At 68.6% G+C, this 15,645-nt stretch carries 15 protein-coding genes; all 15 read right to left on the bottom strand.

What is annotated here, in order from left to right; all coding sequences use genetic code 11:
- Nucleotides 1–12: 12 nt before the first annotated feature.
- The 15 genes from DEI88_RS14095 to DEI88_RS14025 all read right to left on the bottom strand — a co-directional run bounded on the left by DEI88_RS14095 (nt 13) and on the right by DEI88_RS14025 (nt 15,604).
- Nucleotides 13–786, bottom strand: a complete 774-nt coding sequence (locus DEI88_RS14095) for a M15 family metallopeptidase domain-containing protein (RefSeq protein ID WP_111071794.1) — start codon at nt 784–786, stop codon at nt 13–15.
- Between the two features lie 68 nt (nt 787–854).
- Entirely contained in the window at nt 855–4,616 is a 3,762-nt protein-coding gene (locus tag DEI88_RS14090) for a beta strand repeat-containing protein (protein WP_181441203.1), read from the bottom strand.
- A 2-nt stretch (nt 4,617–4,618) separates the two neighbouring features.
- The gene (locus tag DEI88_RS14085) at nt 4,619–6,070 is read right to left on the bottom strand and encodes a hypothetical protein (protein WP_111071791.1); all 1,452 of its coding nucleotides are present in this window, start codon (nt 6,068–6,070) and stop codon (nt 4,619–4,621) included.
- Nucleotides 6,071–6,073: 3 nt separating this feature from the next.
- Complete coding sequence (locus DEI88_RS14080; RefSeq protein ID WP_111071790.1) at nt 6,074–7,048, bottom strand: hypothetical protein; 975 nt, start codon at nt 7,046–7,048, stop codon at nt 6,074–6,076.
- 13 nt (nt 7,049–7,061) lie between these two features.
- The gene (locus tag DEI88_RS14075; protein ID WP_111071789.1) at nt 7,062–7,931 is read right to left on the bottom strand and encodes a phage tail family protein; all 870 of its coding nucleotides are present in this window, start codon (nt 7,929–7,931) and stop codon (nt 7,062–7,064) included.
- Nucleotides 7,928–10,678 (bottom strand): phage tail tape measure protein, encoded by a 2,751-nt coding sequence (locus tag DEI88_RS14070; protein WP_111071788.1) that lies wholly within the window; start codon nt 10,676–10,678, stop codon nt 7,928–7,930. The genes DEI88_RS14075 and DEI88_RS14070 overlap by 4 nt, the downstream gene beginning before the upstream one ends.
- 90 nt (nt 10,679–10,768) lie before the next feature.
- Nucleotides 10,769–11,077, bottom strand: coding sequence for a hypothetical protein (locus DEI88_RS14065; RefSeq protein WP_111071787.1), 309 nt, complete (start codon nt 11,075–11,077; stop codon nt 10,769–10,771).
- Nucleotides 11,078–11,166: 89 nt separating this feature from the next.
- On the bottom strand, nt 11,167–11,610 hold the full coding sequence (locus tag DEI88_RS14060; protein ID WP_111071786.1) for a hypothetical protein: 444 nt from the start codon (nt 11,608–11,610) through the stop codon (nt 11,167–11,169).
- A gap of 88 nt (nt 11,611–11,698) precedes the next feature.
- On the bottom strand, nt 11,699–12,205 hold the full coding sequence (locus DEI88_RS14055) for a phage tail tube protein (protein WP_111071785.1): 507 nt from the start codon (nt 12,203–12,205) through the stop codon (nt 11,699–11,701).
- Between the two features lie 100 nt (nt 12,206–12,305).
- Complete coding sequence (locus DEI88_RS14050) at nt 12,306–12,719, bottom strand: DUF3168 domain-containing protein (protein ID WP_181441202.1); 414 nt, start codon at nt 12,717–12,719, stop codon at nt 12,306–12,308.
- Nucleotides 12,716–13,174 carry a hypothetical protein gene (locus tag DEI88_RS14045; protein ID WP_111071783.1) on the bottom strand — a complete coding sequence of 153 codons (459 nt, stop codon included), beginning with the start codon at nt 13,172–13,174 and terminating at the stop codon, nt 12,716–12,718. Before DEI88_RS14045 ends, DEI88_RS14050 begins: the two co-directional genes overlap by 4 nt.
- Nucleotides 13,174–13,533, bottom strand: coding sequence for a DUF6093 family protein (locus DEI88_RS14040; protein WP_111071782.1), 360 nt, complete (start codon nt 13,531–13,533; stop codon nt 13,174–13,176). Before DEI88_RS14040 ends, DEI88_RS14045 begins: the two co-directional genes overlap by 1 nt.
- A gap of 45 nt (nt 13,534–13,578) precedes the next feature.
- Nucleotides 13,579–14,040, bottom strand: coding sequence for a head-tail connector protein (locus DEI88_RS14035; RefSeq protein WP_111071781.1), 462 nt, complete (start codon nt 14,038–14,040; stop codon nt 13,579–13,581).
- Nucleotides 14,040–14,930: a P22 phage major capsid protein family protein gene (locus tag DEI88_RS14030; RefSeq protein WP_181441201.1), complete on the bottom strand. Its 891-nt coding sequence runs from the start codon at nt 14,928–14,930 to the stop codon at nt 14,040–14,042. The genes DEI88_RS14035 and DEI88_RS14030 overlap by 1 nt, the downstream gene beginning before the upstream one ends.
- A 47-nt stretch (nt 14,931–14,977) precedes the next feature.
- Nucleotides 14,978–15,604: a hypothetical protein gene (locus DEI88_RS14025; RefSeq protein ID WP_111071779.1), complete on the bottom strand. Its 627-nt coding sequence runs from the start codon at nt 15,602–15,604 to the stop codon at nt 14,978–14,980.
- Nucleotides 15,605–15,645: the final 41 nt, after the last annotated feature.

The following is a 15,645-nucleotide window of genomic DNA, read 5'->3' as shown; positions in this document are numbered from 1 at the left end:
GTGACGGGCGGATCAGGACGGGTGCGGGTAGTACTGGCCGTCGTTACCGAGGAACGTCCAGCCGTCGAGCGTCGAGGCGGGCTGCTTGCCGTACTTGATGACCTCGCCCTTCTTGACGAGGTCCTCGACGAGCGCGAGCTGCCGGGCGTTGAGGTTCTTGATGCCGCCCTGCCGCTCGGCGGGGTTCGGGTTCCAGATCCAGTTGTAGGTGCCGCCCTTGATGACGCTGTCCGGCGTGGGCGTGCTGATCAGGATGAGCTTCATGTCGTCTCCATCGATCGGTGCGGCGGCCGGCTTGACCGTCGCGGCGGGTGTTGCGGTAGGGGTCGGCGTCGTTCCCACGGGAACGAGCACGGACGCGCGCGAGCGGTAGGCGTTGAAGTGCCACCACTCGGACGTGCTGAAGGTGCGGCCGGTCCAGATGACGCCGTACAGCGGACCATTCGCGACAAGCCAGGCGTGCTCCGCTGCGGTGAGGGCTCGACCGCCGGGGCCACCGAGGTCCGCGGCTCCCGCACCGTTGGCGGGGTCGTGGGTGGAGTAGTACAGCGCCGCGGCGAGCGCTGCCCATGGTGACCCGTAGGTGAGGTAGTGCTCGTACGCGTCGCGGAGCATCTTCTGCCGGTCTCGGGATCGGATGGCTTCGTTGACGGTGAGGCGGTAGCCGTGCTGGGCGAGGAACAGGTTCAGCAGCCCGATGAGCTGCAGCCCGGCCGACTGCTCCATGTACTGCGGGATGCCGGCGAGCTCTTCGTACTCCGACGTGCCGACGTAGATGTTGGTCATCGCGTTCTTCCTTCGGGAACGGCGAAGGCCCCGCCTGGCGGGGCCTTCGCGTGGTTGGTCGGGTTGCGTCAGCCGATCCGGAGGATCGACGCGGAGACGACCGACGTGTCTGAGGCACCCGTCGTCTGGAACACGGACAGCCCGATCGATCGCGTGCCGTTCGAGTAGATCGGGATGGAGGTGGAGCAGGTGTCCTCACCGGTCGGCATGTCGGCCCGCCCCAGCGCGATCGACGATCCCGAGTCGTTGAGTTGCACGAACGTGCGCCCTGACGCCTTCTTCGTGCCCGACAGTGCCAGCATGATCTGCACCATGTAGAACCCCTTCGCGAGCACGAGGTAGTTCCCGGACTGCGTGACGGACTGACCCTGTCCCGTGTTGGTTTGGGTCAACGACCCGACGGTGGACTGGGATGCGTTCCCGAACGACTGCGTCGTGCGAGTTCCGTTCCAGATGTCCGCGAGCGGGAGCCCGTTGACGTCGAGCACCCTGTTGGTGAACACCTGGTTCGCGGCGAGGTCCTGATCGGTCGCGACTGCGATCGACTTCATCGGGACGGTCATGATGCCCGACGCGCTCGGCCCCACGGTGAGCAGGTAGTCGCCCGACCCATCCGGGTTGTCGGCCGCTTCGAGTCCGAGAGTGACGCCCCAGGTGGTCTTCTTGCCGGGCTCGAGCCGTCCGGCCACCTGGCCCGCGGTGTCCTGGTAGAAGATCAGTCCCTTGGACGTGGTCTCGGTGTGAGCCACGCCCTGCGCCGCGGTCCTGAGCGTCGCGCCCGTGATCGTGATGCCGTCGATCGCGCCGGCCGCGATCGACGACGCCGTGACGGCACCGGCCGCGATCTGGACCGAGGTGATCGAGTTCGCTGCGATCTGGTCCGCGCCGATGCTGCCGGCCTGGATCTGCGCGCCCGTGATCGTGTTCGCAGCGATCTGGCCCGCGGTGATCGTCGAAGCGGCGATGTTCGCGGCGGTGATGGTGCTCGCCGCGACCTGCGCGCCCGTGATCGTGCTCGCGGCGATCTGCGCCGCAGTGATCGTGTTCGCCTTGATGTTCGCTGCGGTGATCGTCGACGCCGCGATCTGGGTGCCGGTGATCGTCGCCGCGGCGATCTGCGCCGCCGTGATGGTGTTCGCCACCAGGCGGTCGCCGGTGATCGTGGTTGCGGCGATGTTCCCACCGGTGATGGTGCTCGCCGCGATCTGCGCCGCCGTGATGGTGCTCGCCGCGATCTGCGCCGCCGTGATGGTGTTCGCCACCAGGCGGTCACCGGTGAGGCTGGCTGCCTTGACCTCGTTCGCGGTGATCGTCCCGGCCACGATGTTGCCGGCGGTGATCGTCGTCGCGGCGATCTGCGCGCCGGTGATCGTGGAAGCGGCGATCTGCGCGGCCGTGATCGTGCTTGCCGCGATCTTCGCCGCGGTCACGGCGTTCGCTGCGAGGGCGTTCGTCGTGATCGCGCCGTCAGCGATGAGCGTCGCCGCCGTCCGCCGGTACACCTTGACCGCGCGGAGCTTGATGTTCGCGCCCGCCGCGCCCTGCAGACCGACGATGAACGAGCCGTACAGCGACCGGTCGTAGGTCGGGGCGGTGACGTTCACCGTGAAGGTCTGCTCCGACGTGGTGACCGACTGCGCAGCGCCTGCGCCGTTGGAGCTCGCGTTGTCCGACGACCGGTACACCCAGACCGTGGGTGTGACCGACGCCGCGACGTCGCTCAGCGCGTTGAACTGGAACACGAGCTGTTCACCCGGCTCGAACGGGATCGGGCCCCGCTGGTAGGTGAACATGAAGAACGACTGCGTCTTGTCGGTCCTCGAGAGGTAGCCGCCGCTGATCGCTGTCGTCGACCCGTAGATGTTCCCCGGGCTCGATGCGGTGAGGTTGACGCCCGTCACCTCGCTGATGGTGGCGAGGTTCTGGAAGTCACCGACCGCGAGCAGGTCCGCGGTGATCGTCCCCGTCTTGATCTGCGCGGCGGTGATCGTGTTCGCGGCGACCTCGGTGGCGGTGATCGTCCCTGCCGCGATCTGCGCTGCGGTGATCGTCCGGCCGGCGATGTTGCCGGCGGTGATCGTGCTCGCGGCGATCTGGGTCGCCGTGATCGTGCCCGATTTGATCGCGGCCGCGGTGACCGAGTTCGCCGCGAGCTCGGAGGCGGTGATCGCCCCAGCGGCGATGTTGCCCGCCGTGATCGTGTCGGCCGCGATCTCCGTCGCGGTGATCGTGCCCGCGGCGACCTCGCGTGCTGTGACGGTGTCGGCGACCATGTTCGCGCCGGTGATCGTCGCCGCAGCGATGTCCGCAGCGGTGATCGTGTTCGCCGCGATCATGTCAGAGGTGATCGTGCCGGACTGGATCCGCGCGGCCGCAATGAAGCCGGACGTGATCTTCCCCGCGTCGATGTTCGCGAAGTTGCCGTCCGCCAGCGTCTGGGGCTGGTAGCTCGTGCCGTCGGAGACGTAGGTCGCGGTGACGACCCCGGTCGACTTGTCCGGCACGACGCGGAACAGGTCGCCAGTTGCCGTGCCCGTCGCGGATGAGGGCACAGTGGTGCCCGAGCGGATCGCGTTCTTCCCGTTCGCCGTCGTCTGCGCCGCACTCGCTGCCTGCGAGGCTGCGGTCGCAGCTTGCTGAGCCGTACCGGCCGCCGTGTTCGCCGCCGATGCCGCCGACGCTGCCGCGGTCGCGACGCCGTCCGTGAACGCCACCCACTGGGAGTTGACGAGGTGCTTCGGGGTGTTCTTCGGGACGCCGTTCGCGTCGTTGCTGGTGTCGACCCAGACGGTGGTAGCGGTCGCGTTCGCCCCGGTCGGAGCGGTCGTCGCCCAGATCGTGTTGGTCCGCCCGTTCGCTGTGGTCTGAGCGGCAGCAGCCGCGTCGCCCGCTGACTTCGCTGCGGCCGCAGCTGCAGTCGCCGCGGATCCCGCGTTCGTCGCATCGGTCTGCGCGTGTGCGGCCGCGGTTGCGGCGTCTGTCGCGGCGTCGTTCGCTGCGTCGGCACCGGACTGTGCCTGCGCGGCCGCGTTGGACGCCGAGTCAGCCGTCGACTGAGCCGCGGCTGCCGCATCGGCGGCATCTCCCGCCTTCGTGGCCGCGTCAGCAGCTGCTTGCCCAGCTGCCCCGGCCTGCTGCCCAGCGGTGGTCGCCGCACTCTGCGCGCCATTCGCGGTGTCGAGAGCCGACTGCGCCTTCGTGCTGGCGTCCGACGCTGCCTGCGAGGCGGTCTGCGCGGCCGTCTGCGCTGCGCTTGCTGCCGTCGAGGCATCGGAAGCCGTTTGTAGGGCGTTCGCGGCGTCCTGCGACGCCTGCCGGCCCGCGGATGCGGCGTCGGCCGCGGCCGCGGTGGCGTCGTCGGCTGCGGACTGCGCCTGCGATGCTGCGGCGGCAGCTGCAGCGCCCTGGGTGGTGGCGTCCTGCGCCGCCTTGGTGGATGCGTCGCCGGCTGCCTGCGCTGCCGCGGCGTTGGTGAGGGCGGTCTGCGCGTTGTCGAGGGCGGTCTGCGCGTTCGCGAGCGCCGTGTCGGCGGCGTCCTGTGCTTCTGCCGCTGCCTCGAGTCCGTCGATACCGGCCTGTGCTGCCGCCTGCGCGGCGGCGTCGGCCTGCGCGGCGGCCGCGGTGACGGCCTCAGCGTTGGCGGAGATCGTTTCGGTGAGGTCGCTCCACGAGTCCGCGATGTCCGCGGCGGTGGACACGACATCGGCGATCGACAGATCGTCACCGGAGCCGTCCGATGGGACGGACGAGTTGCCGAGCTGCGAGGCGGTGCCGAGGGTGGTGACCTCGCGGCGGAGCTGGAAGATCAGCGCGGCGAGGTCAGCAGCCATGGTCAGCCTCCGTAGGTGAATGAGTCGGACCGCTCGAGCTTGAGTTCGGCGGTGGTGTCGGATGGCTGGGACCATCCGACGATGCGGTGTCGGATCTTGAAGTCGCCGACATGGGGGAGGGTGGCTTGCACGAGGATGTCGTCGCCGAGCTGCCACGACCCGATCCGCGCGTTGGTGTGGTCCCGGACCGTGATGGAGTCGACCTGTAGCACGTTGCGGTGCGCGCTGAGCTCCGCGGCGATGCGCTTGTCGAGCGTCCCCGAGCTCTTGACGTCCTTCGCGGAGAGCACGGTGACGCGGCGGAGTCGGCCATCTCGGACCGCGGTGGTGCGACGGAGGGATGCCGCCCCTTCACCTGCCCCGATGCCGATGACGCTGTTCGCGTAGTCGTCGCCGTCGGCGTCCGGCTCGAGCGGGAGCGTGATGTTCTCGCCCTGCACGAACCGGAGGTCGTCGCGGTATCGCCCCACCCGGGGGTAGGACACGACGATTTCGGTGCTGATGGCGTCCCGGGTGGCGTTCCACGAGTGCCGCTCGGTCCAGTCGAAGTTGTTGTCCGACGCCAGAGAGCGGATCTCATCGCCGACGTCGGGCGATTCCCACCATGAGAGGGTGTACGCGCCGCCGTCTTCCTTCTTCGTCGCGGCCGCGGCCTTCTTCGCTGCGTACGCGGCGTCGCTCGCGGCCTTCGCCTGCTTCACGACGGTCTCCTGCGCGTCGGCGGCCGCCTGGCGCTGGTCGATGACGTTCTGCTGCGCGTCGCATGCAGCCGACGCCTGGTCCGCCGACGCTTGCGCCGCGGCGATTTTCGCCTTGTCCTTCGTCTTCTTCGCCGCCGTGAGCGCTGCGTTCGCGGCTGTCCGCTGCGTCACCAGCGTGGAGTACTGCTTGCGGGCGTCGGTGGTGGACTGCCGCAGCGTGGAGAGCTTCGCGTTCTCGGAGGTGTAGGTCGCCTTCGCCGACGTGTAGTTGTCGGTTGCGGTCTGCAGGTCCATGGTCGAGAACGACCCGATTCGCAGCGGCGTGGACCCCGTCACGGTGATGCCGAGGTCCCCGTCGGGGAAGGACTGCACGTGCGCCCACAGGCGACGGACGATCTCGGCTGGGTCGATCTGGGCCAGCTGCCAGGCGTCGAGGAACGGGATCCCGTGGGGGTAGGTGCCCATCGACGAGACGCTGACGGTGCACTCCGAGCCCTTATAGGAGACCTCGGTCACGAGGCCGCGCCAGCGGATCTCGCCGTCCTCCTCGATGTTCAGGATCGTCCCGTACTCGTCGAAGAGCGGCTTCCCGTCCTCAGCGGTTGACCGTCCGAGGTCAGGCGAGATCGTCGCCTCGAACGACCCGGCGGCGGAGAGCTCCCAGGTGGGCGGCCGGCTGATGCTCAGGAGAGGCACATCGAAGTCGAGGAACGCCCTGGTCGTGGCTCGCTGTGCGATGTACCGAACCGTCACGGCTCAGACCGTCCTCTCGGAGAACGTCACCCGCAGGACGACCTGCGCGTTGGAGTCGACCTTGATCGTCCCCTTGTCGGGGGCCCGCTTCGCGTAGAGCGCGAGCTTCGCGGCCTGACCCTGGAACGCCTGCACGCTGCCCTGCGCGGCGACGAGCTGGGTGAACTTCGCGAGACCGTCGTCGGTGTCGAAGTCGTAGCCGACCTCGTCCCCGGTGAGGATCTTCGTCCCGCCCGTCGACGTCTCGATGTCGAACCGCCACGAGCCGTGGGAGTCCTTCGCGGTGGTCAGCGACGCGATGAACGCTTCGACCTGCACGTACGTCGCCCATGAGGGGATCGTGACCACCGGGGCGAACCCGGGCCACAGCACGTAGGCCGTGGAGGTGAGCTCGCTCGTGATCGTGCCGAGGTTGTAGTACGAGTCCGACTGCTGCCGCGGCCGCGCGACATTCCGAAGGTCGGTGATCATCGCCGCGGTGATCGTGCCCGTCGACGCGGGCAGGTCGATCCGCGCGAGGGTGACCGCGGAGTCGTTCTGGTGGCCAGCGAGATCCTGCAGCCGCTTCGTTCCTGCCGGGACGTTCGGCACGACGACGGTCTTCACGTACGCGGCGGTGGTGGGGTCGGCGGGCTCGTTGAACCCGGTGCCCTGCACGAACGGGTCCTGGACCTCGGCCACGAGCAGGTCCGAGCGTCCGCCCGCCGACGTCGTCGCGGCGATGGGCACGACGTCCTCGGTCGGGTTGCGGATCACGTACGTCTGCGAGGGCGATCCGGTCGCCCTGTTGATGACGAGCGCCGCGCCGGCCGAGACCCGGACGGACGTCCCCGGCACTGCCAGGGGCACCACCTTCAGGTCACCGGGCACGACGACGCCCTCAGCGCCGCCGGTCCCAGCGAAAGCGAGCACGCGGCCGACCTCGACGGGCACCTGCGCGCCGCCGCCGATCGCCCACGGGGTGTTGTCCCAAACCATGCTGTCTCTCCTGTCAGGGGCCTGTGTGGGCGTCGCGCCACCGGATGACGGCGCGGGGGTTGCCGAGCGCGGAAGCGCCCCGCATGACGAGCGTGTAGATGCCCGGGGGAAGCGAGGCGTCCATCAGCCGCGACGACGTGGACCGGACGTGGCCCGCCACGGATGCGCCCGCCTGCGTGATGGACCGCACCCATGGGCGGGTGTCGATCACGACCGGCGCGGAGTCGTCGACGAGCTGCAGATCGAAGGCGAACGCGAACTGCCCCAGCACCTCGAACCCGAGGCCGGTGGTGACCGGCCCGTAGAGCTCCACGATCGGCCAGGTCGCGACGTCGCCGGCGACCGTGAATGACACCGTGGCGTCCGCGCGATCACTGGTGGTCAGGGGGAACTCGAGCGGGAACGCGAAGCCACCGGAGTCGCCCGGGACGAGCGAGACCTGCGACGAGTGCTCGTCGCCGTACCAGAGCTTGTCCGCGGTCACGAAGTCCGCTTCGTACGTCATCAGCAGCGCTTCGGGACTGGCGTCCGAGGGAGCGATCTTCCGAGGGCGGCCGAACGCTGATCGGCCGCCCTCGGAGACGAGCTCAGCCATCGCGCCGGGGCTGCGTCGGATGCTGTCGCCGCCCCAGTACCGGACGATGTCGGCTTGACGCTGTGCGAGGTCCGCAAGGGTCGAGCCGCTGAGGCCGAAGGTCAGGCCGACCGTGCGCCCGCCGTGGAAGTCCTCGCCGAACTGCGTGCCGTCGTCGCGGGGGATGCCGGTGTCGTCGTTCGTGATGTCGTAGTCCCCGATGGTCGGGTACTCCCGCAGGTAGATCCCCGAGTCGTCCGTGAACTGGACGTCGGTGCCCGAGTACCGCAGACCCCAGTAGCCGGTCATGCTCGTCCGCCTCTCATCAGGGTCCGGTACTTGAACATCGCGTCGTCCATGTCGCGGCGCTGGTTGCCCGAGCTGAGGAACTGGAACGAGACCGCGCCAGCAGGGACAGACGGAGCTGCTGCCACCGGCTGGTGCGCGTAGAGCACCTGAGGTGGTGCCGGCACGTACGTCGGCACCACAGGTCCGCCCGACGCCATGCGCCCAGCCGTAGCCGGGAGCGTGCCCGCGTTGATCGCCTGCAGGAACGCCCGCCCGTACTTGTTCACCGAGGCGGTCTTGATTACGTACTCGCCGTTCGAAAGCCACATCGGCACGTCGTCCGATGTGCCCGTGCCCGGGCCGTAGACCGGACCGCCCGTGGCGAGCGTGCCCATGCGGCCGGTACCCGACTCAGCCCCGTTCAGGTCGGACAGCTCGGAACGGGCCTGGCGGATCTTCGCGAGCGTGGCGTCGAGCTGCGTGCTGTCCGAGTTGACCTTGAACAGCGTGCTCACCAGTGCGGGGACGGAGTTGACCTTGCTGCGGTACCCGTCCACCGCCCCGCCCGCGCCTCCCGCGTTGTTCGAGAACGTCGTCGCCCACTGCGTCGGCGTGCCGAGGATCTTGTTCGCGTAGTTCTGCGCTGCCTGGCCCGTGATCCCGTACTGACCGAGGGCCTTGATCAGCTCGTTCCGACCGTTCTGCATGGCCGCCGTCGCCTGCGTCTGCGACCCGGTCTGCGCGAACAGCTTGCCCGCGTAGTTCTCCGTGGTCTGGGCGATGGCGTCCACTGCTGCCTGGTTCTTCTGTCCGGCCGCCGTGGTGGTGTCGAAGTCGTCCTTCTGCGCGTTCAGCGCCTTCCCGTTGTCCTTCAGGGACTGCGCGGCGGTGTCGAGAGCGGCCTGAAAGTCGCGCTGAGCAGAGCGTGCGTCGAGGGTGGGAGACGTCAGGTTCTCGAGCGCGTTCGAGGTGTCGGTGATCGCCTGCGTCGCGTCCGTCGCTGCGGCCGTGACCCCTTGCAGCCCGCCCGAGGCGGTGTCGTCGGAGCTCTTGCTGTCGCCGGCAGCCTTCGCCTGGTCCTTGAACGCCTGCTTACCGCGGTCCAGCGACTCGGACAGCTTGGCGATGTTCTCGCCAGCCGTGTGAGCTGCCTCCGACTGTCCGGTGAAGATCCCCGTGAAGGTGTTCGTCTTGCCGATCTTCTTGAGAACCCCGTCGAGAGCGTCCCCACCCTTCAGCACCGCGTCGGTGAGGTCCTTCTGACTGACGCCAGCCTTCAGGGCGGCGGAGTAGGCGTTCTCGCTCGCGAGCTTCTGAGCCACCCACGTTCGCGAGTTGTCTGTCAGCGCCCCGGTCTGCTCATTCAGGGTTTCCTTGAACTCGTCGGCGTCGGCGGCGATCTTCGCCTGCATGTTGGCGTACAGCGAGAAGACGACCATCGCCCCAGTGACGCCAGCAGCCAGGCCACCGATGGCCCCTCCGGCTGACTTCGCCGAAAGGTTGAGCGTCGACATTGCCTCCTTCGCCGCTGCGATCTTGGGTACGAACCCGAGGAACGCAGCACCGCCGAGTCCCACCGCGGCTGTGACGATGCCGATGCCGAGAGCGACTTCCTTCACCGGTCCGGGTGCCGAGCCGTAGGCGCTTGCGAGTCCCGTGATGCCCTGCACCATGTCGCGGAGCACGCCATTCGAGGACGATCCGGTCTCGATGAGATCCGACTCGAAAGCGGCGCGCAGCTTCTTCAGGTCGCCGTTAAGGTTGTCCATCTTCCCGGCGGCCTGCTGGGCGGCGAAGCCGTTGTCGTTGACAGCGGCCGTCCACTTGTCGACCCCCTTCGCGCCGTCCTGCATGAGAACGGTCGCGGCGGTGATCTGTTCGTTCCCGAAGATCTGGCCGAGCGCCTGCTGCCGCGTTGCCTGGTCCAGACCGCCGAGGTGGTCCTTCAGCTGCTCGGCGACGCCGTTGAACCCGAGGAACTGGCCCTTGGTGTTGTAGACGCTGATGCCGTACTTGTTCATCACGTCCGCCGCCTGCTGCGACGGCGAGGTGAGTGACGACAGCATGCCGCGGAGCGACGTGCCGGCCTGGTCAGCGAGGATGCCGTTCTGCGCGAGCTCCGAGAGCGTGCCCACGGTCTGGTCGATGCTGATGCCGAGCGAGGAAGCGACCGGGCCGACGTACTTCAGCCCCTGTCCGAGATCCTGCACGGAGCCGAGCGCCTTGTCGGCTCCGGCGGCGAGCAGGTCGGCGATGTGCGGAACGTCCTGACCCGACAGCTTGAACTGGGTCATCGCGGAGGCAGCGATCGAGGTCGCCTCGGCGACGTCCATCTGGCCTGCTGCAGCGAGGTCGAGCGCGCCCTTCAGCCCGCCACCGAGCTGATCCTTCACCGAGACGCCGGCCTTGGTCAGCTCCGTCTCGGCCTCTGCCGTCTCCTTCGCGGAGAAGCCGATCCCCTGGCCCATGGTGAGGGCAGCCTGGGTGAGCTCCTTCATCTCGCCTGCCGTGGCGTGCGAGAGGGTCTGCACCTGCGACATCTGGGCGTCGAAGTCGGCGAACGTCTTCACGGCGAGCCCGACGCCAGCTGCCGCAACCGTGCCTACGGTGAGGAAGCCCTTCCCGAGACTGTCGATGGCCTCGCGCTTCTGCGCCAGCTTCTCGGTCTCCGACCCGAGCTCCCGCGTCTTCTGCGCGGCAGCCTGCATCCCCGAGATGTACCCGTTCACCTCCGCGACGAGGGAGACCTTCGTGGTGCGGTTCGCCATGATGTGGTCCTTCTCCGGGGATGGTGGGGTGCGCGGGCGGTAGGCCGGCGAAACGGGTCAGCAGGGGAGGTCAGCGCGAGGGCGGCGAAGCTAGCCCTCCACCCGATGCACGCGCCAGTGCATCGATCGCTTCTGCGCGTCCGAGAGCTTCTTGCCGTGCTTCTCGAAGTAGCTGTCCCGCGCCTGACTCAGCGCCAGCTCGGCGTAGTCGACGGTCGGGTACTCGCTTGCCTCGTAGTGCCAGCCGCCGTCGCGAGATGGATCGGCCTCTGGTGAGAGCGCTTCGGACATCGGCTGCCCGTGCGATCCCATGTCCCGTGCCTGTCGCTGGTGGTTCAGCAGTAGCGCGACTTGATGCTCGTCGAACTCCGGCTCCCGGTAGGTCGTCGCGCCGACCATCCGGCCCGTCTCCGGGTCGTAGGCGTACTCGACGAACTCGCGCGGCTCCCACCCCCACAGACGTGCAGGAGCGATGCCGAGACGGGTGGCTAGCTCGAGCTCTTCCCAGAGCCGCCCAGCGCTTTTTTTGCCGCGTCCAGCACCTCCGCGGGCGACTTCTCGTTCAGCGAGTAGACCGTGTCCGTGACCCGCTGGAAGTCGTAGCCGCCGAGTGCGGTGAGCAGGTCGTCCCACTGGTTGACCGGCTTCTTCGGGTCGGAGAGGTCGACCAGCAGCGGCACCTCGTTGTCGTCCTCGAGCAGCACGCCGGACCTGGGTGCGATGTAGAGGACCGCGGCGCGCAGGTTGTACCCGTAGAACGAATCCATCGCGACGCCGAGACGGGCCGGGGAGTGGTCGACGGCGTCCGCCCACTCCGGACCGCTGACCTTACGGAAGCGGAGCGTGTACGTCTTGCCGTTCAGCTGCACGTCGACATCGTCGGTCGGAGCCGGAGATGTCTTCGCCGCCTCGAGGTCTTCAGCGAACCCCATGAGTTGTGCCACCGTTCTCCACCGTGACGAGGGAACCTGGCCGGGGCGACGGTGGAACGCCCCGGCCAGGGGTTGTGCGCAGGGGCCGCTACTCGACGAGCTTGACCTTCGTCTGCGTCGGGGCGGTGATGTACATGCCCTGCGTGATGGTGTCGACGCCGTTCTCCGTCGGGGCGTCCGGACGCTGCACGCCCGCGATCACCGTGATGACGTCCACGACCTGGTCCGCGGCCCAGTCGGTGGCGTTGTCGAGCGCCTTCCGGCGGACGAACCAGCCGGCGGTGTCGCGCGGGTGGATCACGGCTGCCGAGCTCGGGTCCTCCGAGTCGACGTACTTGACCTCGAGCGTCTCGGTCGTCTTGCCGCCACGCGAGAGGTCCTGGCTTAGCGTGTAGCGCTTGTCCTCGACGGTTGCCTGGGTGATGGCGTGGGCGAAGCCGTCCGAGGTGTAGCTGTAGGTGACGTTCTTCGTGGTCGGCTTCCCGAGCGTCGCGACGGAGAGCGGGTTGACGTCCGCGCCGTAGGGCACGAACGCGATCTTGTGGCGACCGTCGGAAGCGGTGGACGCCGGGGTGGGGTCGAGGCCTTCGGCCATGGTGAATCTCCTTCGAGGTGAGGACCCCATGCGGCGGATCCACATGAGGGAGAGACCCGCGGCGCGGGCGATGATGCGGACGGCGAGTGCGCGCGTCCGTTCAGGCGGGGTCCGAGATCAGGTCGAACTCGGCGGCCGCCCAGTACAGGGGAGGGGTGAGGTCGCGGTCGTACTGCAGCGGCTCCGACACCTCGTGCGTGATGCGCCGGCAGACTCGGCCGTCGATCGCCGGGACGAACCCGAGCAGCTGCTGCATCACGGCGTCCGCGAGGACACGCACGTCGGACGGCACCTGCGAGACCGAGTGCACCGTGAACGTGTACGTCTCGACGTCCTGAGGTCCGGTGTAGCGGCCGACGGTGCGGCGTCCGCTGTTCGCCCAGACAGTCACGTAGCGGGTGCGGGGCGAGCCGTCGTCGTTCTCGTCGGCGACACCCTCGAAGACGCGGGGCGCGAGGTCGGCGTGCTCGCGAAGCCGTGCGAGGACGGCGTCGACATGCTCGGTGGCGCTCACAGGATCGTGTTCCTTCCCGTGATGACGGATCGCACGATGCCGCCGAAGGTCAGTGCTTGCTCGGCCTTCTGCAGCGCTTCGTCAAGCAGGCGTTCGAAGTTGGCGGACTCGGCCTCGAGGGCCTGGTCGCCGTAGTGACGGGGGGCGAAGTGGGGTGCGCCGTACTCGACGATGCCGCCGAACGTGCCCTGCTTCTTGTTCCGGTCAGGGCCGATCTCGCAGGAGAGGACCGTGCTGCCGAACCCCTGGAAGCCGACGAAGTCGTACCCGATGGACCCCGGGTAGGCGGCGAGGCCCTTCATCCCAGAGGCGCGGGACTTCCAGTCGTCGCGGACGTTGATCGCGGAGGTCTCAGTGGCGGCGCGGACGTAGGGTCCAGCACTCGATGCGACCTCCCCGAGTGCCTGCGCGAGCTCGTTCAGCTCGTGGAAGTCGACGGTGAACCCGTCGGCCATCAGCTGATCAGCTCCACGGGCAACCGGCGTGCTGTCGCCTGCGTCTCGAAGTGGACGCCGGTGATGCGGAGCTGCTTGCCCACGAGCGCTGCGTCGAGATCCGACGCCGTGATCGCCACGAGGTCGTTGACGCGCAGGTCACCGGTGCCGTCGATCGGTACGGACAGCACCGCCATCTGCTTGACGAGCAGCTGCGCGGCCGCGTCGACTCCGCTGGTGACACCGGAGACGAACCGGAGACGGCACTTGCCCTCCCAGACGGTCTCCATGGGCTGTTCGAGGTCGCCGGACGCGCCTCGCACGGGCTTCCCCGAGGGACGCTGCACGCGGCAAGTCGAACCCATCAGCTGCTCGGCCATTTGACGGCCGCGACGGGTGATCTGTGTTCCGCGCACAGCGCCCTCCTAGTACCAGGGGAACAGGACTTCTTCGGTCGGGGTCGGCACCCATCCGGGCGGGAAGCGATGCGGGGGAAGCCGGGTCGTGGTAATCGTCCCGAGGCCGCCGACGCCCGTGGTGCGGTAGCCGGCGAGCATCCGCTTCTCGGACGCGGTGAGGTACGCACCGGACTCGTCGACCTTCCAGCCCTCGCGGTAGTCGTCCACGCCGCCCGTGGTCTGCGCTTCCCGGTTCTCGTAGACCCGGCCGGCGCAGTAGAGGGTGACGAGCACGACGTCGTCGGGCATCGGGTCGACGAGCTCCCCGTCATCCCTGAGGAACGTCCGCCCTGTCTCCTTGCGGACCAGGGCGGACGCCATCCTCAGGCACAGCGCGGCGCGCTTCGCGTCGTCGCTGCCGTCCGCGATCGGCTCGCTCAGCCAGTCGCCGAGATCGGAGACCCCGGCGAGTGTCGCCGGGGTCCCCATCAGGACGCCATCGTGGCCGAGACCGCCCGGAGCGGGTCGAGGGTGGCCGCGCCGTAGAACGTGTCCACGACCGACTGGTCCTCGAGCTGCAGCGGGTTGTAGTGCTGGATCCAGCGGAGCGCGAACCCGTCCTGCGCGACCGTCGCCGAGTACGCGGCCCCCTGGGGCTGCTTCGACGGGCGGGTGACGTGCGCGAACGCGTCGCGGTGGTACCCGATGCCGAAGTCGTCCGGGAGGGACGGGTCGGCGACGATCGTGAACCCGAAGAGGTTCCCGATGGTCGCGTTGCGCAGCACGTCGCTGGTACCGGACTCGTTGACGCGCTGCAGCAGCTCGTCCTCGAGGGCGGCGGCCTCCATGTCCGCGCCGACGGCGAAGGTGCGGCCGACAGCCGGCACCTTGCGCTTGTTCAGCACGCCACGGGCGTGGATGAGGGCGCTCCGGAAGTTCGAGCCGTCCGGAGCGACGGCCGGGATCGCCTCGTCCGTGGCGATCGCCGTCATCTGCGCGACGAGCGGGGTGGCGAGCTCGTCGACCACCGACTCGGCCTGCGGGATCAGGACCTGCTGGGTCATGTCCTTCAGGGTGAACGTCTCGAAGTCGTCCGGGAGCCGGACGGCGTTGTAGACCTGGTCGTTGAGCTGCACCGGGTACCACTGCTGCCCGAGCTCGTTGAACTGGATCGCGTCGCGGTTCGTGCGGTTGGCCTTGGTGTAGACCTTCGCCTTCCCCGCCGAGACCGGCCCGAGCACGTTGACGGTCTGCCCGACACCCGCGACGAAGTCGGCGTTGAAGTCCTGGCGGACGGTGCGGGGCAGGAGGGACAGCCAGCGCAGGGACGCGAGGGTCGCCCGCGCGGCCTGGACCGGGGTGTAGAGGGTGTTGGCCACGATGGCCCCTTTCAGTTGAGAGATGAGCGCCACCGCGGTCGGTGGCACTAGCGGCGGAAGACGTCCTCCGCGAACTTGTCGACGTCGGCCGTGGGGTCGGTGTCGTCCTTGGTGGGGTCGCCGCCGCCACGCAGCTGCTGACGCGGCGTGTTCGTCGGCGGCTTCTTCGGGCCGCCGAACATGCCGAGCAGTTCTTCTGCGTCGGCGAGCAGTTCTTCCTCGGTGGTGCCCTTGAGTCGGCCGATCAGGCCCTCGGGCAGACCGTGCTTCAGGCCGACTCGGAGACGCAGGTTCTCGGCTTCCAGAGCCGTGACCTTCTCGCCGCTGCCGGCGTTCTCCTTGGCCTGTTGCTCGGCCTTCGCGGCGCGCTCCCGGAGGTTCTTGTTCTCCGAGTTCACCTTGCGGATCTTCTCGCGCACCTTGTCGGCGTCGAACTTGTCGGGATCCGGGTCCGTGTCGTCGCCGGCTCCGGTCTGGTCGCCCTCCTGGGACGTGCCCTTCCCATCGCCGTCGCCGTCACCGTCGCCCGCGCCGCCGTCCGTGTCGGTCGGCTTCGCGCCGTCGTCGCCGTCCACGAAGCGGATGCCTCGCAGCTCGAACGGCGACAGGCCGATGCGGGCCATGCCGTCACGGTCGCAGGACGTGAGTGTGGATCCACCGAGGATGTGCTTCATGCGTGCCCTCCTGGGGCTGTTCGGGCTGCCACCAGGGCAGC

Source organism: Curtobacterium sp. MCBD17_003, assembly GCF_003234885.2.
Taxonomy (GTDB): Bacteria; Actinomycetota; Actinomycetes; order Actinomycetales; family Microbacteriaceae; genus Curtobacterium.
This window is presented reverse-complemented; position numbering and strand designations above follow the sequence as displayed.